The organism is Streptomyces sp. NBC_01317 (assembly GCF_035961655.1).
Lineage (GTDB): Bacteria > Actinomycetota > Actinomycetes > Streptomycetales > Streptomycetaceae > Streptomyces.
In genome coordinates, this window is sequence record NZ_CP108393.1 from 4,199,044 (window position 1) to 4,220,660 (window position 21,617).

General features: G+C 70.4%; 23 protein-coding genes, 2 tRNA genes and 1 pseudogene. 7 read left to right on the forward strand and 19 right to left on the reverse strand.

Annotated elements, in window-relative coordinates:
• Positions 1-90 precede the first annotated feature (90 nt).
• Together OG349_RS17940 and OG349_RS17945 are read right to left on the reverse strand one after the other, a co-directional pair.
• On the reverse strand, positions 91-957 hold the full coding sequence (locus tag OG349_RS17940; RefSeq protein ID WP_327235578.1) for a rhomboid family intramembrane serine protease: 867 nt from the start codon (positions 955-957) through the stop codon (positions 91-93).
• 136 nt (positions 958-1,093) lie between these two features.
• Positions 1,094-1,621, reverse strand: a complete 528-nt coding sequence (locus OG349_RS17945) for a peptidylprolyl isomerase (RefSeq protein ID WP_327235579.1) — start codon at positions 1,619-1,621, stop codon at positions 1,094-1,096.
• Positions 1,622-2,008: 387 nt separating this feature from the next.
• Between OG349_RS17945 and OG349_RS17950 the strand changes: the two genes are divergently transcribed.
• Positions 2,009-2,713 carry a DUF5324 family protein gene (locus OG349_RS17950; protein ID WP_327235580.1) on the forward strand — a complete coding sequence of 235 codons (705 nt, stop codon included), beginning with the start codon at positions 2,009-2,011 and terminating at the stop codon, positions 2,711-2,713.
• A gap of 58 nt (positions 2,714-2,771) precedes the next feature.
• On the opposite strand, the gene OG349_RS17955 is transcribed toward OG349_RS17950, so the two are convergent.
• The 4 genes from OG349_RS17955 to OG349_RS17970 form a co-directional block, all read right to left on the reverse strand.
• Positions 2,772-3,212: a DUF6344 domain-containing protein gene (locus OG349_RS17955; protein ID WP_327235581.1), complete on the reverse strand. Its 441-nt coding sequence runs from the start codon at positions 3,210-3,212 to the stop codon at positions 2,772-2,774.
• Positions 3,213-3,625: 413 nt separating this feature from the next.
• The gene (locus OG349_RS17960; protein WP_327235582.1) at positions 3,626-5,005 is read right to left on the reverse strand and encodes a hypothetical protein; all 1,380 of its coding nucleotides are present in this window, start codon (positions 5,003-5,005) and stop codon (positions 3,626-3,628) included.
• Positions 5,006-5,072: 67 nt separating this feature from the next.
• Positions 5,073-5,597, reverse strand: a complete 525-nt coding sequence (locus tag OG349_RS17965; protein ID WP_327235583.1) for a class I SAM-dependent methyltransferase — start codon at positions 5,595-5,597, stop codon at positions 5,073-5,075.
• Between the two features lie 171 nt (positions 5,598-5,768).
• Positions 5,769-6,716 carry a GlxA family transcriptional regulator gene (locus tag OG349_RS17970; RefSeq protein WP_327235584.1) on the reverse strand — a complete coding sequence of 316 codons (948 nt, stop codon included), beginning with the start codon at positions 6,714-6,716 and terminating at the stop codon, positions 5,769-5,771.
• A 71-nt stretch (positions 6,717-6,787) separates the two neighbouring features.
• Here OG349_RS17970 and OG349_RS17975 point away from each other — a divergent pair, with 71 nt between their 5' ends.
• Positions 6,788-7,678: an NAD-dependent epimerase gene (locus tag OG349_RS17975; RefSeq protein ID WP_327235585.1), complete on the forward strand. Its 891-nt coding sequence runs from the start codon at positions 6,788-6,790 to the stop codon at positions 7,676-7,678.
• An 11-nt stretch (positions 7,679-7,689) separates the two neighbouring features.
• Here the strand turns inward: OG349_RS17975 and OG349_RS17980 are convergent, their stop codons facing one another.
• The 5 genes and pseudogenes from OG349_RS17980 to OG349_RS17995 form a co-directional block, all read right to left on the reverse strand.
• On the reverse strand, positions 7,690-7,812 hold the full coding sequence (locus OG349_RS17980) for a hypothetical protein (protein WP_327235586.1): 123 nt from the start codon (positions 7,810-7,812) through the stop codon (positions 7,690-7,692).
• 201 nt (positions 7,813-8,013) lie between these two features.
• A complete protein-coding gene (locus tag OG349_RS17985) occupies positions 8,014-8,460 on the reverse strand; it encodes a VOC family protein (RefSeq protein ID WP_327235587.1) in 447 nt (148 codons plus the stop codon).
• A gap of 87 nt (positions 8,461-8,547) precedes the next feature.
• Complete coding sequence (locus OG349_RS34845) at positions 8,548-8,730, reverse strand: alpha/beta fold hydrolase (RefSeq protein WP_442806394.1); 183 nt, start codon at positions 8,728-8,730, stop codon at positions 8,548-8,550.
• A 25-nt stretch (positions 8,731-8,755) separates the two neighbouring features.
• Positions 8,756-9,361 (reverse strand): annotated as a pseudogene (locus tag OG349_RS34850) (alpha/beta fold hydrolase); the annotation flags it as partial.
• Positions 9,362-9,503: 142 nt separating this feature from the next.
• Positions 9,504-9,839: a hypothetical protein gene (locus tag OG349_RS17995; RefSeq protein ID WP_327235589.1), complete on the reverse strand. Its 336-nt coding sequence runs from the start codon at positions 9,837-9,839 to the stop codon at positions 9,504-9,506.
• Between the two features lie 102 nt (positions 9,840-9,941).
• Here OG349_RS17995 and OG349_RS18000 point away from each other — a divergent pair, with 102 nt between their 5' ends.
• Positions 9,942-10,337 carry an SDR family NAD(P)-dependent oxidoreductase gene (locus OG349_RS18000; RefSeq protein WP_327235590.1) on the forward strand — a complete coding sequence of 132 codons (396 nt, stop codon included), beginning with the start codon at positions 9,942-9,944 and terminating at the stop codon, positions 10,335-10,337.
• A 75-nt stretch (positions 10,338-10,412) separates the two neighbouring features.
• On the opposite strand, the gene OG349_RS18005 is transcribed toward OG349_RS18000, so the two are convergent.
• Positions 10,413-10,485, reverse strand: a tRNA-Ala gene (locus OG349_RS18005).
• Between the two features lie 189 nt (positions 10,486-10,674).
• On the opposite strand from OG349_RS18005, the gene OG349_RS18010 reads away from it, so the two are divergent.
• Both OG349_RS18010 and OG349_RS18015 read left to right on the forward strand, forming a co-directional pair.
• Positions 10,675-11,223, forward strand: coding sequence for a helix-turn-helix domain-containing protein (locus OG349_RS18010; protein ID WP_161310305.1), 549 nt, complete (start codon positions 10,675-10,677; stop codon positions 11,221-11,223).
• Between the two features lie 169 nt (positions 11,224-11,392).
• Positions 11,393-12,724, forward strand: a complete 1,332-nt coding sequence (locus OG349_RS18015) for a serine/threonine-protein kinase (protein ID WP_327235591.1) — start codon at positions 11,393-11,395, stop codon at positions 12,722-12,724.
• 65 nt (positions 12,725-12,789) lie between these two features.
• Here OG349_RS18015 and OG349_RS18020 read toward each other — a convergent pair whose 3' ends face one another.
• Together OG349_RS18020 and OG349_RS18025 are read right to left on the reverse strand one after the other, a co-directional pair.
• A complete protein-coding gene (locus OG349_RS18020) occupies positions 12,790-14,103 on the reverse strand; it encodes a hypothetical protein (protein WP_327235592.1) in 1,314 nt (437 codons plus the stop codon).
• Between the two features lie 217 nt (positions 14,104-14,320).
• A complete protein-coding gene (locus tag OG349_RS18025; RefSeq protein ID WP_003958712.1) occupies positions 14,321-14,455 on the reverse strand; it encodes a DLW-39 family protein in 135 nt (44 codons plus the stop codon).
• Positions 14,456-14,683: 228 nt separating this feature from the next.
• Here OG349_RS18025 and OG349_RS18030 point away from each other — a divergent pair, with 228 nt between their 5' ends.
• Entirely contained in the window at positions 14,684-15,325 is a 642-nt protein-coding gene (locus tag OG349_RS18030; protein WP_327235593.1) for an HAD family hydrolase, read from the forward strand.
• Between the two features lie 35 nt (positions 15,326-15,360).
• Here the strand turns inward: OG349_RS18030 and OG349_RS18035 are convergent, their stop codons facing one another.
• Both OG349_RS18035 and OG349_RS18040 read right to left on the reverse strand, forming a co-directional pair.
• Positions 15,361-15,792: a hypothetical protein gene (locus OG349_RS18035; protein ID WP_327235594.1), complete on the reverse strand. Its 432-nt coding sequence runs from the start codon at positions 15,790-15,792 to the stop codon at positions 15,361-15,363.
• Positions 15,793-15,887: 95 nt separating this feature from the next.
• Positions 15,888-16,775 carry a methyltransferase domain-containing protein gene (locus OG349_RS18040; protein ID WP_327235595.1) on the reverse strand — a complete coding sequence of 296 codons (888 nt, stop codon included), beginning with the start codon at positions 16,773-16,775 and terminating at the stop codon, positions 15,888-15,890.
• Positions 16,776-17,239: 464 nt separating this feature from the next.
• Between OG349_RS18040 and OG349_RS18045 the strand changes: the two genes are divergently transcribed.
• Entirely contained in the window at positions 17,240-17,746 is a 507-nt protein-coding gene (locus tag OG349_RS18045; RefSeq protein WP_327235596.1) for a hypothetical protein, read from the forward strand.
• Positions 17,747-18,041: 295 nt separating this feature from the next.
• Here OG349_RS18045 and OG349_RS18050 read toward each other — a convergent pair.
• The 3 genes from OG349_RS18050 to gyrA form a co-directional block, all read right to left on the reverse strand.
• Positions 18,042-18,115: transfer RNA gene (locus tag OG349_RS18050), tRNA-Ile, on the reverse strand.
• Positions 18,116-18,173: 58 nt separating this feature from the next.
• A complete protein-coding gene (locus OG349_RS18055; RefSeq protein WP_327235597.1) occupies positions 18,174-18,794 on the reverse strand; it encodes a DUF3566 domain-containing protein in 621 nt (206 codons plus the stop codon).
• Positions 18,795-18,881: 87 nt separating this feature from the next.
• A complete protein-coding gene (gyrA, locus tag OG349_RS18060; RefSeq protein WP_327235598.1) occupies positions 18,882-21,575 on the reverse strand; it encodes a DNA gyrase subunit A in 2,694 nt (897 codons plus the stop codon).
• Between the last annotated feature and the right edge of the window lie 42 nt (positions 21,576-21,617).

Consider the following 21,617-nt stretch of genomic DNA (forward strand, 5'->3'; position numbering starts at 1 on the left):
CACTGATGTTCCCCACAGCATGCACAAGATCCGACACGCACTGTGGACAACTCGGCCGGTGGAGCACCCGTGGAGCGGCGGGCCGCGCTCTCAGGTGAGTGCGGCCGTACGGACCACGACGATCGCGAGCGTCGCCGCCAGCACGAGCGCGGCCGTCCCGTACTGGACGAGGGCCCGCCGTTCCCGGGGCGCGTGGACCAGGCCGACGGCCACGAGGGTGCCCGCGACCAGGCCGCCGATGTGGGCCTGCCAGGCGATGTCCGGGATGCTGAAGGTGAAGATGAGGTTCACCACGAGCAGTCCGATGACGGGCCGCAGGTCGTACTTGAGTTTGCGCATCAGGACGGCCGTGGCGCCGAAGAGCCCGAAGATCGCGCCGGACGCGCCCAGCGAGGGAGCGTTCTGCGCGGCGAGCAGATACGTGAGGGCGCTGCCCGCGAGTCCGGAGATCAGATAGAGCGCGAGGTAGCGCGCGCGGCCGAGCGCCGCTTCCAGCGGTCCGCCGATCCACCACAGGCTCAGCATGTTGAAGCCGATGTGCCAGACCTGCTCGTGCAGGAACGTGGCGGTGATCAGCCGGTACCACTGGCCGTCCGCGACCCCGACGTCGTGTCCGGCCATCAGGTCGAAGTACTTCCCGACCAAGTCGAAGCGGTCGACGAAATCGCCGCTCTGCGTGGCGATGACGAACACCACGACGTTGAGGGCGACCAGGATCTTGGTCAGCAGCCGGGGGTCGCGGGCGACGGTCGCGCCGACGACCGTCCGCGGCTGGCCGGCGGCCGGCGGGTGCCCCGTACCGGAACCTTGCCGTACACATTCCGGGCACTGGAATCCCACCGAGGCGTCGACCATGCAGGCGGGGCATATGGGCCGCTCGCACCGCGTGCAGCGGACGCCGGTCTCCTGCCCAGGATGCCGGTAGCAGCTGGGCAGGCTTCCGCTCGCCTGGTCCATCGGTCCCTCCCGCCTGGTGACGGCGGCCGGCACGGAGCGCGCCGGGCCGCCGGGCCGTCATGTAACCACTACGGACGGACGGGGCACGAGGTTCCCGACAGGGTCGGCGGGTCTCGGCGGCGGTCCGGTCCCGCGGTCAGCGGGTCTCGATGACGACCGACTCGATGACCACGTCCTGCAACGGGCGATTGGTACGGGGATTCGTCTGCGTACCGACGATCGCGTCCACGACCTTCTTGCCGGCCTCGCCGCTGACCTCGCCGAAGATGGTGTGCTTGCGGTTCAGCCAGGTGGTCGGCGACACGGTGATGAAGAACTGCGAGCCGTTGGTGCCGGGCCCCGCGTTCGCCATGGCCAGGAGGTACGGCTTGTCGAAGGCCAGCTCCGGGTGGAACTCGTCGGCGAACTCGTACCCCGGTCCCCCGGTGCCGTTGCCCAGCGGGTCGCCGCCCTGGATCATGAACCCGCTCATGACGCGGTGGAAGACCGTGCCGTCGTACAGACGATCGTGCGACTTCTTGCCGGTCGCCGGGTGGGTCCACTCGCGCCCGCCCTCGGCGAGCTCCACAAAGTTCTTGACCGTCTTGGGCGCGTGATACGGCAGGAGCCGGATCTCGATGTCCCCCTGGCTGGTCCTCAGGGTGGCGTAAAGCTGCTCGGCCACGATCTGCCTTCCGTGTGTCTTCGCTGACTCCCGCGATCCTCGCACGGAAGAGACACGGCCCGGACAGAGGTGTACGGAGGCGCCGGGAGGTGTACGGAGGCACTTCGAGGTGTACGGAGGCACTTCGGCGGACAGGCGCGGACCAGTACACGCGCAGTACACACGCCGAAAAAAGGCTCGCCGGGTCCCGCCGGGACAGGCGCATGCCGAAGCGAAGCGTGGCATTGTCGTGCACGAGGTCCCAAAGGACCGCAATGCCCGAGCATCACCCAAGTCGCCTTCCATGACCCGGATGCCCGCATCGCATGCCGAGACCGAGCCCAGCGGGCATGATCTCGAAAAGGGTGGACAGGCGATATACGGAACGCCACCGAGGAGGATGATCCTGTGACCCGCATGGACAGCGTGCGCGCCGCTACCGGTTCGGCGAAGGAGAGCGTGCAGCACGCCGCGGAAGCGGTGGCGCCATACGCCGGTACGGCCAAGGAACAGGCCGCGTTGTACGCGCACGAGGCGCGTGTACGACTGGCCCCGACCGTGTCGAAGGCCGCTCAGCAAGCTCGTATCCAGTACGGCGCGTATGTGGCGCCCCATGTGCCCCCGAAGTTCGATGACGCCGCTCACCAGGCCGCGGCGCGTACCAGGAAGGCCGCCCGTCAGGCGGCCGACTTCACGGTGCCGCGGGTCGAGCAGGCGGTGGCCACCGCACAGCCCGTGGCCCAGGAGGCCGCGGCGCGTTCGGCGGCCGCGCTGGCCGCTCTGCGCGGACAGATCACCGCGAAGGAAGTACGACAGCTGGTGAAGAAGCACCAGCGGCGGGCCAGGGCCGGACGTCTCGCCAAGGGCCTGTTGGTCCTCGGCGCGGTGACCGGTGGGGCTTTCGCCGCCTGGAAGTGGTGGGACAAGCAGGCCAACCCGGACTGGCTGGTGGAACCGCCGGCCGCCACGGAGCTGTCCGACCGCGCACCGCTGACGTCCGTGGACGGCAGCCGGGAGGCGGTGGATCCGCTCGATCCTGAGGTCCAGGCCAAGCAGGCCGAGGCGGAGGCCGCCGAGCGGGAGAAGCGTGAGGACCGGGACGACCGGGGCTGATCACGCGGTTCGGCCGCGGCGGTGTCGGGCGCCGGAAGACCGAAAGGCTTCCGGCGCCTCACGCTGCGACGAGAGCCGCGTCGGCGGCGTAGGCGTTCTCCCGGCCACGGTCCGCCTCTTGGGTACGGTCCGCCTCTTCGGTACGGTCCGCCTCTTGGGTACGGTCGTCCGCCCCGGTCTCCGTCGGCAGGACGGCGGGCAGGTGACGGACCGACGGTGACGACCCGTGCGCCTCGGCGGTGATGCGCTGCTTGATCGTGGGCGGCAGAGCCCGGCCCCGTGGCACCGCGACCGGCAACACCGCCCTCGTGGGTACGCGTTCGGCGAGCCGGTGCGGTTCGACGGCGACGGCGGGAGCGGGCGCGGGCTGCTCGGCCGGCTGCGCCGACACGGCGCTGCCGGCGGCCGTCGCGGGGGACGTGAGTCCCAGGGAGGCGAGCACCGCGAAGAACGCGGTGATGAAGACGGCCCACAACTTCTTGACCTTGATGGCGGCCATGACCCCTCTTTCACTTTCTGATGGTGCGATGTCGGGTTGGTCGATCTACATACCTTCCTCATGATGTGGACGCATCCCGGGAATCCAGGGAGCGACGCCGCAGCTGCGCAGTTCTTCGGATGAACACCACTCGTACGGTCCAACCGGCCCTCGGGGCCAAGCCCCCCGCGCCCGCCCCCACCATCCGAAAAGGCCGCTCCGACCTGCGCCAACACCGCCCAGCACCCTTCGCGACGCCCGGCAAGTCGAGCCGTACCCCGTGGAGGTGCGGGCAGGTGGGTCAAGCAGAATTGTTTCGCTGGTGGATCTCGAGGGGTGGCGACGCGAGAGATGACCTCGGGGTTATGCCTCTGGCATATACAGAAGGCATGGACGATCCTTCGGTACTTCATCTTCTCGGTCCCGTTCTCTTATCAGCCGCCGCCCGGCGAGGCGGTGAGGAGCCGGGCGCGGTCCCAGACGGCGGCGGCGTGCCGTTGGCGTCGGTAGGGACGCAGGCGGGCGCGCAGCCGGGCGAGGGACTGCTCGGTCCTGACGGACTTCAGATGGGGGTAGTGGTCGAGGAAGGCGTGCCAGTGGACACACGCCTCCTCCAGGTGCCCCAGGGTCAGGAGCGTCTCGGCGAGGCCCGCCTGGGTGAGGGCGAAGGCGCGGCGCTGGCCGGGGGCGCGGTGGGCGGCTGAGTCCCGCAGCGTCGACAGGCCGTCCGCGGCGTGCCCGAGGGTGAGCAGGGTCTGGGCGCGCTGGTAGTCGAGCCCGACGCGCGGGTACGCGGTGAAGGGGCCGGGCGGCCCCGAGGACTCTCCGTGCTGGGTCTCCGCCGTGCTCAGGTCGCCCAGCGCGGCGCGCCGCTGCCGGTCGTGGGCGCGGGCCAGCGCGCGCTGGACGTACAGGAAGGCGAGGGTGGCCGGCGGGGCGGCCGGTCCCGCCGCCTGTAGGGCGATGTCCATGAGGTGCAGGGCCGGCCGGTGGTGGCCCAGGCGCAGGGCCTGGGTGCTCATGGCACGCAGGGTGATCGCGTACGTGGAACGGCTGCCGCCCGCGTGGGCGAGGCTCAGGGACGTGCGGTAGTAGTGCTGCGCGAGCCCGAGGTGGCCCGTGTCGGCCGTCATGGCGGCCAGGACGTGCGTGAGTTGGGCGCCTGCGGTGAGCAGGTCGCCGCGGAGCCGGTCGGGCGCGCTCCGTTTGAGGAGCAGGCTGACGTCGTCGGCGAGGTAGGCGGCCAGCGCGGATCTGGCGTGGGCGCCGCCGTGCTGCTCGGTCAGGTCGGAGAACACCTGCGTCATGTCCCGCAGCCGCTGCACGTCCGCCGTGGTGGCGCGGCGCGACCGGCCCGCCCAGGATGCCGCGACCGGGGGTCTGTCGGGCCAGGCGAGCCGGTTGACGGTGGTCAGCGGGTAGGCGGGCTGGGCGCCGGCGGACTTGAGGAGGGAGGCCCGGCGGGCCGGGTCCGTGTCGCCGCGGGAGAGGGCGGCGAGCCGCGCCACCGGATCGGTGTGTCCCGGCCAGACCTGCGGGGGCCGGTCCCGGTCGCGGGCGAGCGGGACCAGCCCGGTGTCCTGGGCGGTGATCAGCCGGCCGGTGCGGGTGGTGAGGGCGGCGGCCACCAGGTCGGGCACGGGCGGACGCGGCCGGGATCCGGAGAGCCAGTGCGCCACGGACGTACGGTCGTAGTGCAGCTCCAACGCGTGCGCGGTGCCCAGGGCGTTGACCGCGCGGGCCAGTTCCCCGGAACTCCACCGGGCCTCCACGAGCAGCGCGGCGAGGAGTGTGTTGGGGTCGCTGCGGCCCATACCTTGTTCCCTGCCCTTCCCGGCGTGTTGCTGCGTATGCCGGGGGGATGCCCGCCGCTCAAAGTCACTAAAGGTCGGCCACGTCCGCGACGTACGCCCGCAGGGTGCGGGGTTCCAGCCCGTACCTCCGTTTGAAGTAATGGTCCGCGTCGTACGCCACTTCGGGGTGGACGGGCAGCGTGACGAACCGGCCGGCCGGCCGCAGGGCGTCGGCGGCGGACCGGCACAGGGCCGTCAGCTCGTCGTAGGTCGTGGCGTACGGGAGCACGTACACACCGAGAACGAGGTCGAAGGTGCCCGCGAGGGCGGGCGGGAGCGACCCGGTGAGGTAGTTGATGCCGAGCCGGTCCTTCGACTCCCGGTCACGGGCGTGCTCGATCATGCCCCGGGACGCGTCGATCCCGAGGACGTGCCCGGCCCCGGCCCGGGCCAGCGTGCGGCTGTAGACACCGCTTCCGCAGCCCATGTCGAGGACGCGGAGCTGCGAGATGTCCCCCAACAGGCCGAGGACACTGGGGAATTCGAGGTGCTGCCGGAACGGTCCTGCCGAGAACTCCTCGTAGACGAGGGCTGCTTGGTCGAATGGGTTCATCGATGGTCCTTCCGCGTGGAGGCCGGCACCTTCCAGCAAACCTCCGCCGATCCGGCAGGCGAAACGGATCCGGGACCGGGTGCGTGAACGCGTTGAACGCCCACGGAAGCGGGCGCGTACGAGCACCTCACCGGGCGTGAGACCGCAGCGCCTGCGCGGCGTCAAGGCGCTCTACGACCCGGCAGCCGCTCTGTTGAAGCTCGCGCGGTACGCCGTGGGGGTCAGTCCGAAGCGGCCGACCATGTGCTTGCGGAGGGAGTCCGCGCTCCCCAGACCACTCTCGCGGGCCACCTGGTCCATGGGCAGCCCGGTGGTCTCCAGCAGCTCCCTGGCCCGGTCGACGCGCCGGTGCAGCAACCACTGGAGCGGGCTCAGCCCCGTCTCCGCGTGGAAGCGCCGGCTGAGGGTGCGCACGCTCGTCCTGGCGTGACCGGCCAGGTCGGCCAGGGTGAGCGGGCGGTCGAGGTGTTCGAGCGCCCACGCGCGCGTCGGGGCGAGCCAGGAGCCGCGCTCCGGCGGCAGCGGTGTCTCGATGAACTGGGACTGCCCGCCCGGCCGTACGGGAGGGACGACCGCGAGCCGCGCGGCACTGTTGGCGACCGCCGCGCCGTAGTCGACGGCGACCAGGTGCAGGCACAGGTCGATGGCGGCGGCCGCGCCCGCCGAGGTGAACACCCCGCCGTCCTCGACGAAGAGCAGGTCGGGCTGCACGTCGACGGACGGGAAACGGGTGGCGAGGTCGCCCGCCAGCCCCCAGTGGGTCGTGGCGCGCAGCCCGTCGAGCAGGCCGGCCTGGGCCAGTACGAAAGCCCCCGTACACAGGGAGGCGATCCGCGCGCCGCCGGCCGCGGCTTTCCGCAGGGCGTCGAGGGCTTCCCTAGGAGCCTCCTCGCCGCCGCTGCCGACGGCGATGACCGTGTCGGCGCCCTCGACGGCGTCCAGGCCGTCCGGCACCACGATGTCGGGGCCGCCGACGGTGGGCATCGGTCCCGGCCGGGCCGTACAGACGCGCACGTCGTAGAACGGGACGCTGTTGAACACCATGAGCGGGATCGAGACGTCGAAGCCGAGCACGGGAGGCACGACCACCGCGGCGACGCGGTGCGGGGCCAGATCCATGGCCAGATCCTCCGGAGGGTTGGCATTCCGGCCAGTATCGTACGAGGCCGGGACGCGGGACCGTTCTCGGCATGAAATCTCATGTGATCGTGGGTCGCGGGGCCGCCGCGTCGAGGACCGCCCTGCTGCTGGCCGAGGACGGCGAGCGGGTACGGATGATCAGCCGGACCGGCGGCGGGCCGGACCACCCGCTCATCGACCGGGTCGCCGCGGACGCGACCGACACCGACCGGCTCACCGGGCTGACGGACGGGGCCGACACGCTGTTCACCACCGCCGCGCCGCCGTACCACCTCTGGCCCGAGCAGTTCCCGGTCCTGTCGGCGTCGCTGCTGACCGCGGTGATACGGACCGGGGCCGCGTACGTCATGCTCGGCAACCACTACGCGTACGGGCCCGTGAGCGGGCCGATCACGCCGGACCTCCCCCTGGCCGCGACCGGCCCCAAGGGGCGGGCCAGAGCGCGGGCCTGGGAGGAGGCCGCCGCCTCGGGGGTGAAGGTCACCGAGGTACGGGCCGCCCAGTTCTACGGCGCCGGCGCCTTCTCGGTGTTCAGCTTCCTGGTGCAGCGGCAGGTCCTGGAAGGAAAGCTGGTCCTGGTGCCGCAGGAACTCGACCTGCCCCACAGCTACTCGGCGATCGGCGACACCGCGCGCACGCTGGTCGCCGTGAGCCGCGACGACCAGGCGTACGGCCGGGCCTGGCACGTACCCACCTCGACCCTGTCGGTCCGGGACCTGGCCGTACGGCTCGCCGGACTCGCGGGGGCACCGGAACCGCGGATGGAGGAGCTGACCGAACGCGATCTGACCCTGCTCGCCTTCACCGATCCGTTCTGGGCCGAGATGAACGAAGTGCTCACCGAGCCCGGCCACCCGTTCGTCATCGACTACTCGGAGACCGAGAAGACGTTCGGCGTGACGGCCACCCCACCGGACGACGTGCTCCGGGAAGTGATCTAGGGGGCTGCCGGTCAGGAGGGCGCACAGACCTCCTTGCCCTTGAGGGTGCGCTTCCAGTAGCCGACCCCGATCGTCCCCTGCCCGCCGACCCGCCCGTTGACGTCGACGCAGAGGTCGCCCCTGCCGCCGGTCACGAGAAAATGGCACATACGCCAGCAGCCCATTCAAGAATGATCAATGTATGCCATTTCAGAAGATGCCCTCCAGCGCAAACCAATGCGCGCCCCTGACCCGCATTTCGCAGGTCAGGGGCGCGCATCTGCTGTGGAGCCCAGTCATGTGTCCTCCGCGTCCGCTGTCACCGCCCGCGTCCGCAGTCGCCGCCCCGGAAAGTGTCATCGCCCCGGAAGCCGGGTGGTCACTTCCTGTACGAACCATTCGTTGCCCTCCGGGTCGCTGAACGACACGAAGGACCCGTAGCTGGCCCGCTCCGGCGCGGGTCCGGCCACGCGGCCCGCGTCGCCGGCGTGGTGGAAGACGCCGGTGGCGTCGTGGAACACCTCGCTCACCTTCACCCCGCGGCCCGCCAGCTCGTCCCTGGCCGCCCCGATGTCGGAGACGACCAGTTGCAGGCCTTGGGCCGAGCCGGGCTCCGCCGTCGTGAGACCGGCGCCGAAGATGACCGAACATCCCGAGCCGGGAGGCGTCAGCTGCACCACCCGGTACCCCTCACCGGCCTCCACGTCGGCGTCGAGCCGGAACCCCATGCGCTTCTCGTAGAATTCCTTGGCCCGGTCGACGTCGGAAACCGGCAGCACCACCACTTCAAGTCGCATGTCCATGGTCGTCGCACCTCGTCCTTGACGGTCTGTTGATCGGTGACGGTCTGTTGATCGGTCCGTTGTGTGTCAATCGGTCGGCTGTGTGTGTCAGCGGCCCAGAAAGGCGTTGACCTCCGCGCCGAATTCCGCCGGGTACTGGGAGAGGAATCCGTGCCCCGCGTCCGGGTAGATGCTCAGCTTGGCGTTGGGAATGAGCCGGGCCAGCCGATAGCTGTTCTCCGTCGGGACGACCCGGTCGTTGTCGCCGTTGGCGACGAGCGTCGGCTGCACGATGTGCGCGAGTCTCGCGAGACGGGATTCGTCCGGGACGCTCCAGTCCAGGATCGCGGTGTACAGCGCCTCGCGTGAGGGAATGTCGGTGGGCGATCCGTCGCGGTCCTTCTCGCGCGTGAAGACGCGCCCCAGCCATTCCTCGCCGGCCCGGCGGCTGGTCTCGGTCGACTCGAAGAACAGCGTCAGAAGTTCCTCCGCACCGGGTTCGTCCACGGTGAGGGCGTCCAGGATGTCTTCCTTCCAGACGCCGCACGTGGTGGGGGCGGATCAGCGCGACGCTCTGCGCGACAAAACCGCCCATGGAGTAGCCGAGGAGGTCGTACCGCGTCACCCCCAGGGCGTGGGTGAAGACGACAACATCGTGTGCCATCTCCCGGATCGTGGTGGGCACCGCTCCGGTCGACCCGGCCACGCCTCTGTTGTCGAGAACGATGACCTCGCGCTCCTGGGCGAGCGTGTCGAGGACAATCGGATCCCAGGTGTCCAGATTGCCGCGGTAGTGCTGGAGCAGGAGCAGAGGCAACGCCGCGTTGTCCGTATTGCCGTAGCGGCGATACGCGTACCGCACCCCGTTCCATCCGTCGACACCCTCGTTCGGTGCCGTCAGCAGACCGGCTGTCTCAGACATGCGCTTCTCTCCCGTCCGTCACCGCCCGGCCTCCCCCGAGCCGGCGACCAATGCCATGTGAGCAGAAGGGGCATACCGCCGCATCTTGGGGATACGTACGGATCACCTCATCGCGGACCGGCCCCGCCCGGAGCTTCGCCGATCACGACGCGGGACGCTCCGCCGCCGGCCGCCCGGCGGACAGGGCCGAGTGGACCTGGTCGAGGATCTCGGTGGAGAGCGGGTCCCCGGCCGTCGCCCGCGCGAGCGTCAGCGCGCCGACCATGGCGGCCGGCGAGACGATCGCGCCCCGCCGGGCGTCCCCCTCGCCCTCCCCGGGCGCCGCCTCCAGCCCTTCCAGGGCCGCGAGAGTCCGCTTGATGCCCTCGCTGTACGACTGCCGCGGCGCGCTGTCGGCCGGCAGCCGGGCTTTTAGAACCCGCCGTGGGTCATCCCGAACTGTTGGCGCGGGGCGCGAAGAAGGTCTACGTGGGCGCACGGGACGTGGCATCGGTTGCGACCCCGGGCGTGGTTCCCGTACCCCTGGACGTGACGGTCGCGGAATCCGTCGAGGCCGCGGCCCAGGCCGAACTTCTACGGTGTGATCCGGCTCAGCCAGGCGTTCGCTCCCGTCGTCCACGCCAACGGCGGGGGCGGGATCGTCGACGTCCTCTCGGACCAGTCCTGGTTCGCACGGCCGTTCCCGGCCGCCTACGCCGCGTCGAAGTCCGCCGCGTGGAGCTACACCAACGCGCTGCGCATCGACCTGAGGGAGCAGGCCACCCAGGTGCTGGGCCTCCATGTCGGCTTCCTGGACACGGAATTCGTCGCGGGCCTCGACGTGAAGAAGAGCGACCCCCGGCACATCGCCGGACTGACCCTCGACGGACTCGAAGCCGGCGACGAGGAGGTACTGGCCGACGCGCAGGCCCGGCTCGTCAAGAACACCCTCTCCGCCGCGAAGACCTCCTACCTGGCCCCGGCCGAGATCGCCTGAGCCACCACGCGCGGCCTCCACGCCAAAGCGCCCCCCTGACTCGCGTTTCCGCAGGTCAGGGGGGCGTACATGCTGTGGAGCCTAGGGGAGTCGAACCCCTGACATCTGCCATGCAAAGACAGCGCTCTACCAACTGAGCTAAGGCCCCGCGAACGGGTCGGGTACGACCGAGCAGCAGAGAAGCCCTCGGCCGTCACCGGGGAACAGCGTACCGGTTGTACCCCGGGATCCTCCAAAATAATGGGGGCTCCCCGTCCCCGACCACGCTCCGTAAGATGCCCCACGAGGTTCGCAGCAGCGAAGCTGCCGCGTTTGGGGAAGCGATGGGGAGACGCGCATGGATGCCGCACAGCAGGAATCGACGGCCAGAGCCAGAGAACTCCAACGAAGTTGGTACGGAGAGCCGCTGGGGGCGCTCTTCCGCCGTCTCATCGACGATCTCGGCCTGAACCAGGCCAGGCTCGCCGCCGTTCTCGGCCTGTCGGCCCCGATGCTCTCCCAGCTGATGAGCGGCCAGCGCGCGAAGATCGGCAACCCCGCCGTCGTCCAGCGCGTCCAGTCCCTCCAGGACCTGGCGGCCCAGGTGTGCGACGGCAGCGTCAGCGCCGGGGAGGCCACCGACCGGATGGATGAGATCAAGAAGTCGCAGGGCGGCTCCGTCCTCACCGGCACCGGCCAGACGACCAACTCCTCGGGCGCCCCGACGGTGCGCCGGGTCGTCCGCGAGATCCAGTCGCTGCTGCGGTCGGTCGCGGCGGCCGGCGACATCATCGACGCGGCCGCCGCCCTCGCCCCCACCCAGCCCGAACTGGCAGAGTTCCTCCGGGTGTACGGCGCGGGGCGCACCGCCGAGGCGGTCGCCCACTACGAGGCGCACCAGAACTAGCCGGGGGCCCGGCCGCGGCCAGGGGGCAAGGCGGCCGGGCAGACAGAGACTGGCTGGGCAGACAGAGCGGCCGGGCAGACAGACTGACGGACTCGGCGGACAGAGCGGGCCAGGCAGAGCGGGCCGGGCAGACAGAGCGAGCGGGACGACGGGGAGCGGACGCGGCGCCATGGGTGAGGTCTTCGCGGGGCGGTACGAACTGGTCGACCCGATCGGACGCGGGGGTGCGGGAGCCGTCTGGCGCGCCTGGGACCACCGGCGCCGCCGCTACGTCGCGGCGAAGGTCCTCCAGCAGAGCGACGCGCACGCCCTGCTGCGGTTCGTCAGGGAACAGGCCCTCAGGATCGACCACCCGCACGTCCTCGCCCCGGCCAGCTGGTCCGCGGACGACGACAAGGTGCTGTTCACCATGGATCTGGTGAGCGGCGGGTCATTGGCCCACGTCATAGGGGACTACGGTCCCCTTCCTCCCCAGTTCGTCTGCACCCTCCTCGACCAACTGCTCTCCGGCCTCGCCGCCGTACACGCGGAAGGCGTGGTCCACCGCGACATCAAACCGGCGAACATCCTGATGGAGGCCACCGGAAAGGCACGGCCCCATCTGCGCCTCTCCGATTTCGGCATCGCCATGCGCAAGGGCGAGCCGCGCCTGACCGAGACCGACTACGTGCTGGGGACCCCCGGCTATTTCGCACCCGAGCAGATGATGGGCGCCGAGCCCGATTTCCCCGCCGACCTCTTCGCCGTCGGCCTGGTCGCGCTCTACCTGTTGCAGGGTCAGAAGCCGGACGCCAGGGCCCTGATCGAGTACTTCGCCGCGCACGGCACCCCCGGGGCGCCGCAGGGCATCCCCGAGCCGCTGTGGCAGGTCCTGGCGGGCCTGCTCCAGCCGGACCCGCGGGTGCGGTTCCGTACGGCCACCGGCGCGCGCAAGGCGCTGGCGGAAGCGGTGGAACTGCTCCCGGAACCCGACAGCGACGACGAACCCGTCGAGATCTTCGACCAGATCGGCCCGCTCCCCTCCTCGTTCGGACCCTTGGGCCCGCTCACGGCCCCGCCGCAGGACCCCCCGCCGGACGCCGGGCCGGGCCACGGCTCGATGTCGGAGACCGGCAGCTTCCACCTCCCGCCCCCGCCGGTCCGGCACGAGCACGGGCCGTCGTCCCCCCAGCAGTCATTCCCCCAGCCGCCACAGGCCCAGCAGCAATCCGCCACCCAGCCCCCACAGCCACCACTCCCGTCCATCCCTCCGCTCCAGTCGTACGGGGCGCCGCCGGAGGCGTCCCACGCCCCGACGGTCTCCGTACAGCCGGCCGCCGTACGGCCGTACGAACCAGCCCTCACCGCTCCCTACACCGCTCGCGCCCCGGAGGTTCCCCCTTCTCACAGGCGTCCGGTGGCTCACACACGTCCGGGACCGCCCCCGAAGGTGACGGTCCCGGTGCTGCTGCTCGCGCTGGCGTGCTTCGCCGTGGGCATCTGGGCCCTGACACAGACCTGAGGGGCCCAGCGGGCCTCGGCACGCCCCACACCCGCCCCACCCCACACCCACTCCGGCCTACCGCCCTACCGGGCGATCCGCACCCGCGCCGCGCGCCGCCGCGCGAGCAGCGTCCACGCCGCCAGCCAGAACACCAGCAGCGTGCCCGTCCCGATCCCGGCCGCCGCCACCAGCGCCATCGTGCCGCTGTCCGCCGAGGCCTCCGGCCCGCCCAGCCCGCTGGACGCCTCGTCCAACTTCCCCTCGTCCACGGTGAAGTCGCCCGCGGGGCCCGCGTACCCCGGCCCGCTCTTCGCCGTGCCCTCGATGTTCACCCGCAGTGTCAGCCCGTACGCCTTCGTGCCGAACGTCCTGCCGACCTCGGGGTTGAGGCTGACGCGCAGGTAGTACCAGCCCGCGAACCGCATCTCCTTGTCGCCGGTGCGCGAGCCGAAGCGGTTCTCGTACGCGACCGGCGGCAGCGGGTCGAGCGCGGTCGTCTTCTGCCTGCCGTCGTACGACACCGAGCCGGAGCTGCCGACGAGCCCGCGCGCCGGGTTGTACAAGGACATCGCCAGCGCGCCGCTCACAAAACCCTGCCCGGGGGAGCTGCCCAGGTCGGCGCTGACGAACAGCTGCTGCCCCCAGTCGACCGGCACCCGGAAGAAGAGGGAGGCGCCGGGCTCGATCTTCGCCGTCCACTCGCCGCGGGTCAGCCCCTTGGCGTCGTAGAAGCCCGCGCCGCCCGCCCGCGCCCTCGGCCCTTCGGCGGCGGGTACGGGGGAGGCACTGGGCCACACGGACGGCGCCGTGGTGGGACCTCCGGGCGCCGTGACCGCGGGCTCCTGGACATGGCGGATCTCCAGGTCCCACGGGGTGGCGGTGGAGCCGTCGTCGCTGACGCGCTCCACGACGACGAAGTAGGGACCGGCCTCCTGGCAGGAGTACGCGCCCTTCTCGATCATCCGGTAGGCGTAGGCGGCGAGCGGCCGGGGGAACTGCGCCGCCGCGCCGAACCGCGCGTCGTTGGAGCTGCAATCGTTGCCCTGGCGGTTCTGCAACGACACCTTGATCTTGTCCCCGTAGGCGACCTTGGCGGTGGCGGGCGGCACGGCCACGGCGGAGACGTACGCGTTGGTCGTCGCGTCCAGGTCCACGCGGTAGGTGAGCCGGTCGCCGGGCCCTATGGAGTCCCGGTAGGTGGCCCCGGCGTCGAGGGGCCGCGCGTCGCTGGTCGTGGCGGCGCCGGTGACGGGCCGGGCGCCGGGCTGGAAGGCGTACGGAGCGGGCGCCCCGGCTCCCGAGGCCACCCCGGGCACCGCCACCAGGGCGAACAAACCCGCGCACGCCACGCCCCACACCGCCGCGACCGCCGGCCCCCTACGGCCCCACCACTGCACGCTTCCCCCCTCACCCGCACCCGCACCCGCGTCCGCACCCACACCCGCACACCCACACACACCCACACACGAAGCGGGTCCATCCTGCCCCGCACCCCTCACCGCTGTCCGCCCGGCCGCCCGAATCGCCGGCCGAGGGCCGCTTTGCCAAGGCAACCGGACAGCACGAAGCCCCGGCCGCTCGGCGACCGGGGCTCGCATTCAGGACTGCTGCGTCTCACACACCCGAACCTGCGGGCACGGAGTCGGTCGCCTCCGTCCACAGATCCTGCTCGGCGCGGTCCGCCTGGATCTGGCGGTACACGAGGAGCCCGCCGATGGCAGCCAGTGCAACCAAGAGAAGCTTCTTCACCGCGCGACCTCGTCTTTCCTTGACGTAGGGGACTTCTGGCGCCCGACTATACACACCGACCGATACCGATCGGTGACCTCCCCACACGCCAACTCCCCCCTACTGAACGACGAACAACCCCACCCAAAAGTGCCCCACCGCGCCCAGCCGATTGGTGCCTCCTCTCGGACACCGAGGCCCTACAAGCGGCGTTTTCGTGCATCGCCGAGTGCGCAATACGATCCGCGCATGATCCGCGCAGTGGTCTTCGACATCGGCGAGACGCTCGTCCGCGACGATCGGTACTGGGGATCGTGGGCGGACTGGCTGGGCGCGTCCAGACACACGGTCTCGGCCGTCGTCGGCGCCGTCGTCGCCCAGGGCCGGGACAACGCCGACGCGCTACGCCTCATTCGGCCAGGTATCGACGTGGCGAGCGAGTACGCAGCCCGCGAGGCCGCCGGGTACGGCGAGGTCCTCGACGAGACAGACCTGTACCCGGACGTTCGTCCGGCCCTCGCCGGTCTCCGCCGGGCAGGGGTACGCGTCGTGATCGCCGGTAACCAGACGACCCGGGTCGGCGAGCTGCTGCGTGGCCTCGATCTGCCGGCTGACCTGATCGCTACGTCGGGCGACTGGGGATGCGCCAAGCCCGATCAGGATTTCTTCACCCGCGTGCTCGCGGCCTCCGGCACAATCGCCGACCAGACGCTTTACGTCGGCGATCACCCGGCGAACGATGTCTTCCCCGCCGCGGCAGCGGGACTCCGCGTAGCCCACCTCCGCCGTGGTCCCTGGGGCCGGCTCTGGGCCGACGACCCGGACGTGGTGGCGGCCGCCGACTGGCGGGTGAACGGGCTGGAGGAACTGATCGACGTCGTCACCGGCTGACCCCCCACCCGCGCCGCCGTTCGCCTGACGGCGAATCACTGCCGGCGCTTCGCCGCCCCACAAGGCTGGTTGAGCGCACGGCGCAGCACCGTGGTCGCGTCGACTCCCGGCCAGCGGAGAGGGATCTCCTCCATGGCGCGCGCGATGAGGACGTCCAGCGCCGCCGGTGCCGCGCTGTGCACGGCCTCGCGGAGGTAGTCGTCCAGGTCGTTGACATCGCCCGGAAGGTCGAGCGGACAGGCGAGGGGAATCCCGTCGGTTCGGTATCGCCCCGCGGGAATGCCGACCTTCTCCGGGTGGACGCAGACAGGAATGCCGTCGGCCGTATACCGGTGTCCGTCGGCCGGGTCGAAGGGGAAGTCCCGGGACGGCCGTTCGGCGACGTCGAACTCCCCGAGCGGCAGGACGCGACCGGGGCAGATGCCGCACGCCCGCTGTCCGTCGCCGACGACGAAGGGCTGAGCCATGGAACGACCCCCTAGTCCGCCTGGGGACCACGGCTTGTCTGAAGCGAAGCCCACATCAACCGTCGACGCGCATGAGCGGTCGGCCAGAACCGCCGTCAGGGTTTGCGGCCCCACGCCTGCACAAGAAGGCTTTCGCGGACCGTGGTACGAGGCTGCTCAAGGTGCTCGTGGAGCGCGCCGGTCAGGGAGTCGAGTTCCCCGGACGTGAGCGGGGTGTGCTCCAGGAGGCGGTCGCGGAAGAGCCGGGCGAAGGACAGGAGCAGGGTCTGGTAACGGTCACCCGGCCGCCAGTAGTAGGCGTGGGCGGTGGCCCGTACATCCGTAAGACCCGCTTCACTCAATAGGCCGGGCAGCCGCGCGCCGATGTGGACGTCCCCTCCGAAGACCTCGGTGAGCAGGGCTTTGAGGCGGCTCCACGCGGGGTGGGGCGGGTCGCACTGCCAGGTCGCCCAGTCGAACTCCTGGACGGCGACCCACCCCCCGGGCCGGACGGCGGCAGCCATCGAGCCGAGGATCCGGCGCGGATGCGTCGTGTTGATCAGCAGCAGCCGGCAGTGGGCCAGGTCGTACACCGCCTCGGCGGCCGGCGCGGGCGCCAGCGCCTCGTGGCGGACGTCCACGTTGTCGAGGCCGAGTTCGGCGACGGACTCCCGGGCCCAGCCGATCATCCGGTGATCGGTGTCGAGGCCGGTGACCGACCCCGCGGGGCCGACTCGTTCGCTGAGGAGGTCGAGGACGCCCAGCGGGCCGCACCCCAGATCGAGCGCCTTCGCCTGCGGGGGCAGGGGGATCGTGTCCAGGAGGGCGGCCGCGGCCGGCCGCAGAAGCTCGCACTGCGCGAGGAGACGTTCCTGCTCGGCACCCGAGGACCCGAGCCGGTAGTCGACCACCTCGACCACCTCGACCAGCTCAGCCACCCCGACACCCTCGGCCACCGCCGAAGATCCCACTTCTCGTACGGGGGTCGTCGGCGCCTGGCTCACGTGTCCTCGATTCGGCTCGCACGGCCACCACGGCAAGGAAACACGCGGTGACCAGAATGTCACGAGAAGTAGTATCCCGCCGCCGGAGGCCCTGGCAAACCCACCCCCGGGAACCACCTCGAACACCCTTCTGACGTACGGCACTTTCGAGTGAGCGCCGGTCGGACCACCGGACATCCCTCACGGCCCCGCCCACCCCGCTCCACCACAGAGACCACCGCTGACCAGCGAAGACCGCCTCAGCCGACCCACCACAGATCGTCGCGGCAGCGCACGACACACCCACCTCTACCGCCGCAAAACGTCTAACCTGTCACAGGCGCCACAACGGGTGAATTGCAGGATCGTTGCTGCTCCCCCTTTGGTGCCGATGTACGGCTGTCGACCAGACCGAGGATGTCGTGTCCCCCCATACTCTTCAGCCTGGACCGGAGCACGCGCTGCGCGGCCTGGATCCTGCCGCGATGGCCTTCTCCTCCGCCGCCACGCGGATGCTCCTGACCAGCGAGGGCCTGACCACCCCCCTCCTCCAGGCGCTCGTACGCGGCCCCCTGCGCGCCCGCGCCCGCGACGTACGGACCATCAGCCCGGCCGCCCTCCCCCCCGACATCCGCGCCGCCCTCCGCCCGAACGGCACCGACCACTGCCTGCTCCGCCGGGCCCGCCTGCTGACAGTCACCGGCCGGCCCGTGTCGGACAACATGGTCGCGGCCCTCACCGGAGTGGACCCCCGAGTGGACCGAGCCGTCGCCGACCCCTCCCAACCGGTGGGATTCGCCCTCGCCGAAGCGGGCGTGACCCTGCGCCGGCGCATCGTCCACGTAGGCCGGGCCACCTGGCCGGACGGCACCACCTGCGCGGTCAAGACGTACACCCTCGACACCAAGGAGCGCCCGCTCCTCTGCATCCAGGAACTGTTCAACCCCTACATCGTCGAAGCAGCCGTACACACAGAGACCCAGCCGGGCTGAAACCCTCCGGCCGCCCCACGAAACGCGCCCCCGTGAGAGACGTCACAGCGCGGCCGGTCCGGCACACCACCGGCCTTGCCTGCCCGCCCAGTTGAAGGCGCCTCCCCAAGGGCGCGTTCCCAAAGGCGCACCCCCGAAGGCACGTCCGAAAGCCGTTCAGGGGATTGGATACTTCGAGCCACACCACTTTCGCCGCGTGACTTCTCACGGATCTCCGGGGAGAACCCCCGTCCCGTGAAGTCACCGCAGACGCCAAAGACCCCTAGGCATCAATGCCTAGGGGTCTTCACGCGGGTGGGGCTAACAGGATTTGAACCTGTGGCCTCATCCTTATCAGGGATGCGCTCTAACCAACTGAGCTATAGCCCCGCGCTGCCCCCAAAGATTAGCGCACTCCGGGGCCAGCCCCAAAATCGATACCCGCTGCTCACTCGTCCTCGGCGAGCGTGAGCTCCACGCCGCCCACGAAGCCCGCCGACAGGTTGTAGATGAAGGCGCCGAGCGTCGACAGCGCGGTGGCCAGGACCACGTCGATCACCGCGATGACCGACGTGAAGAGGAGCACCCGCGGCAGCGACAGGAAGGACTGGAGGTCGAAGCCGTTGGACTCGTTGGAGCCCGTGGCCTCGCTGATCGTGCCGCCGACCGTCGAGAAGACGCCCATGGCGTCCATGACCATCCACAGCACCGCCGCCGCGACGACCGTGCACACGCCCAGCGCGATGGAGAGCAGGAAGCTGACCTTCATCACCGACCACGGATCGGCCTTCGCCACCCGCAGTCGCGCCTTGCGTGTACGAGGGGTCGTACGCGCCCCTGTCCTCGGCAGACGCACCGCCGAGGCGGGCGCCCCGGCGACACCGCCGGCCCCGGCAGCGGCGCCCGTGAAGCCGTGCTGCCCGCCCTGCGTCCCGCCGGTCCCGCCGACGTGGGTCCCGCCGCCCGGCGAGGGATACGCCTGTGGCGGGTGATAAGGCTGCGCGGCCGGCTTCGGCTGCTCAGCGCCGTACGTATCGAACGGGGGCTGCTGCCCCCGGGTGTCCGTCACCCCAACCCCCTGGGAGTCCGTGGCAGGGCCACGAGCACCGTTCCCTCCGGAAGCGGCCGATCCGGCGCCCGTGGCTCCACTCACGCTTTACTCCTCGTGCTCCCCTGCCGAGGGCTGAGTGCCCTCGGCGACCTCGGCCGTACCGGCCACCTCGCCCGTACCGGCCTCTGCCGTGCCCGCCTCGTCGGCCGCCGGGTCAACCACCCCGTCGACCTCCTCGGCCTCACGGCCCGCCTCGGCATTGCGGGCGACGCCGACGACGGCGTCCCGCTTGCCGAGATTGATCAGTTGAACGCCCATGGTGTCACGGCCGGTCTCCCTGACTTCGTTGACTCGCGTGCGAATCACACCGCCGCCCAGGGTGATGGCAAGGATCTCATCCGTCTCCTCGACCACCAACGCGCCCACCAGAGAACCGCGGTCCTCCACAATCTTCGCAGCCTTGATGCCGAGCCCACCACGTCCTTGGACGCGATACTCACCCACCGCGGTTCGCTTCGCGTACCCACCATCTGTGGCGGTGAAGACGAACGTACCCGGCCTGACGACATTCATCGACAGCAGTTCGTCGCCTTCGCGGAAGCTCATCCCCTTAACTCCCGATGTGGCGCGCCCCATCGGACGCAACGCCTCGTCGGTCGCCGTGAACCGGATCGACTGCGCCTTCCTGCTGATGAGCAGCAGATCGTCCTCCGCCGACACCAGCTCCGCGCCGATCAGCTCGTCGTCCGCGCCCGACTCCGTCTCCCGGAGGTTGATCGCGATGACACCGCCCGACCTCGGCGAGTCGTAGTCCTTGAGCGGGGTCTTCTTCACCAGACCGCCCTTGGTCGCCAGGACCAGGTACGGCACCGCGTCGTAGTCGCGGATCGCCAGGATCTCGGCGATCTGCTCGTCCGGCTGGAACGCCAGCAGGTTGGCCACGTGCTGCCCGCGCGCGTCCCGCCCGGCGTCCGGCAGCTCGTACGCCTTCGCCCGGTACACCCGGCCCTTGTTGGTGAAGAACAGCAGCCAGTGGTGCGTCGTCGACACGAAGAAGTGGTCGACGATGTCGTCTTCCTTGAGCTTCGTCCCGCGCACGCCCTTGCCGCCGCGCCGCTGCGAGCGGTAGTCGTCCGTCTTCGTACGCTTCACATAGCCGCCACGGCTGATCGTGACGACGATGTCCTCCTCGGCGATGAGGTCCTCGATGGACATGTCACCGTCGAAGGGCACCAGCTTGGACCGCCGGTCGTCGCCGAACTTCTCGACGATGACGGCCAGTTCCTCACTGACGATCTGACGCTGCTTCTGCGGCGACGCCAGGATCGCGTTGTACTCGTTGATCTTGAGCTGGAGTTCGTCGTGCTCGGCGACGATCTTCTGCCGCTCCAGGGCCGCCAGGCGGCGCAGCTGCATCTCCAGGATCGCGTTCGCCTGGATCTCGTCGATCTCCAGCAGGCCCATCAGGCCCGTACGCGCGATCTCGACCGTGTCACTGCGCCGGATCAGCGCGATGACGTCGTCGATCGCGTCCAGCGCCTTGAGCAGGCCGCGCAGGATGTGCGCGCGCTCCTCCGCCTTGCGCAGCCGGTACTTCGTCCGCCGGACGATGACCTCGATCTGGTGCGTCACCCAGTGGCGGATGAACGCGTCCAAGGACAGCGTGCGCGGCACCCCGTCGACCAGGGCCAGCATGTTCGCGCCGAAGTTGTTCTGGAGCTCGGTGTGCTTGTACAGGTTGTTCAGTACGACCTTCGCGACCGCGTCCCGCTTGAGGACGATCACCAGCCGCTGCCCCGTACGCGAGGACGTCTCGTCACGGACGTCGGCGATCCCGCCGACCTTCCCGTCCTTGACCAGGTCCGCGATCTTCTGCGCGAGATTGTCCGGGTTGGTCTGGTACGGAAGCTCCGTGACGACCAGGCACTGGCGGTTCTGGATCTCCTCGACCGCCACCACCGCGCGCATCGTGATCGAGCCACGGCCGGTGCGGTACGCGTCCTCGATGCCCTTGCGGCCCACCACCAGCGCGCCCGACGGGAAGTCGGGGCCCTTGATGCGCTCGATCAGCGCGTCGAGCAGCTCCTCGTGCGAGGCGTCCGGGTGCTCCAGCGCCCACTGCGCGCCGGCCGCCACCTCCCGCAGGTTGTGCGGCGGGATGTTGGTGGCCATGCCGACCGCGATCCCGGCGGAACCGTTGATCAGCAGGTTCGGGAAGCGCGCCGGCAGGACCGTCGGCTCCTGGTTGCGGCCGTCGTAGTTGTCCTTGAAGTCGACGGTCTCCTCGTCGATGTCACGGAGCATCTCCATGGACAGCGGCATCAGCTTGCACTCGGTGTACCGCATCGCGGCCGCCGGGTCGTTGCCGGGAGAACCGAAGTTGCCGTTCGAGTCCACCAGAGGCATCCGCATCGACCACGGCTGCGCGAGACGGACCAGCGCGTCGTAGATCGAGGAGTCGCCGTGCGGGTGGTACGTACCCATGACGTCACCGACGACGCGGGCACACTTGTAGAAGCCCTTCTCGGGCCGGTAGCCGCCGTCGTACATCGCGTACAGCACCCGGCGGTGCACGGGCTTCAGACCGTCCCGTACGTCCGGCAGGGCGCGCGACACGATGACGGACATCGCGTAGTCGAGGTACGAGCGCTGCATCTCCGTCTCGAGCCCGACCGGCTCGACGCGCAGCGCCAGCCCCTCCACCGGGGTGGCGGTCTCCACGATGATGGGGGCCTCGGGGGCCGCTCCGTCGGCGGCCTCGGGAGACTCGCCGTTCTCAGGGGTGTTCTGGTCGGCCATTGCTGGTCAGTGTTCCTTTCGGCCTTTTCGAATCCGTCAGCT

What these genes read in the sequence shown, in the direction of transcription:
- OG349_RS17940 (WP_327235578.1), bottom strand. Translation starts at nt 957, where the DNA reads ATGGACCAGGCGAGCGGAAGCCTGCCCAGCTGCTACCGGCATCCTGGG.
- OG349_RS17970 (WP_327235584.1), bottom strand. Translation starts at nt 6,716, where the DNA reads ATGGATCTGGCCCCGCACCGCGTCGCCGCGGTGGTCGTGCCTCCCGTG.
- OG349_RS18010 (WP_161310305.1), top strand. Translation starts at nt 10,675, where the DNA reads ATGGATGCCGCACAGCAGGAATCGACGGCCAGAGCCAGAGAACTCCAA.
- OG349_RS18015 (WP_327235591.1), top strand. Translation starts at nt 11,393, where the DNA reads ATGGGTGAGGTCTTCGCGGGGCGGTACGAACTGGTCGACCCGATCGGA.
- OG349_RS18035 (WP_327235594.1), bottom strand. Translation starts at nt 15,792, where the DNA reads ATGGCTCAGCCCTTCGTCGTCGGCGACGGACAGCGGGCGTGCGGCATC.
- gyrA (WP_327235598.1), bottom strand. Translation starts at nt 21,575, where the DNA reads ATGGCCGACCAGAACACCCCTGAGAACGGCGAGTCTCCCGAGGCCGCC.
- OG349_RS17975 (WP_327235585.1), top strand. Translation starts at nt 6,788, where the DNA reads ATGAAATCTCATGTGATCGTGGGTCGCGGGGCCGCCGCGTCGAGGACC.
- OG349_RS17985 (WP_327235587.1), bottom strand. Translation starts at nt 8,460, where the DNA reads ATGGACATGCGACTTGAAGTGGTGGTGCTGCCGGTTTCCGACGTCGAC.
- OG349_RS17965 (WP_327235583.1), bottom strand. Translation starts at nt 5,597, where the DNA reads ATGAACCCATTCGACCAAGCAGCCCTCGTCTACGAGGAGTTCTCGGCA.
- OG349_RS17960 (WP_327235582.1), bottom strand. Translation starts at nt 5,005, where the DNA reads ATGGGCCGCAGCGACCCCAACACACTCCTCGCCGCGCTGCTCGTGGAG.
- OG349_RS18045 (WP_327235596.1), top strand. Translation starts at nt 17,240, where the DNA reads ATGGCCTTCTCCTCCGCCGCCACGCGGATGCTCCTGACCAGCGAGGGC.
- OG349_RS18030 (WP_327235593.1), top strand. Translation starts at nt 14,684, where the DNA reads ATGATCCGCGCAGTGGTCTTCGACATCGGCGAGACGCTCGTCCGCGAC.
- OG349_RS17955 (WP_327235581.1), bottom strand. Translation starts at nt 3,212, where the DNA reads ATGGCCGCCATCAAGGTCAAGAAGTTGTGGGCCGTCTTCATCACCGCG.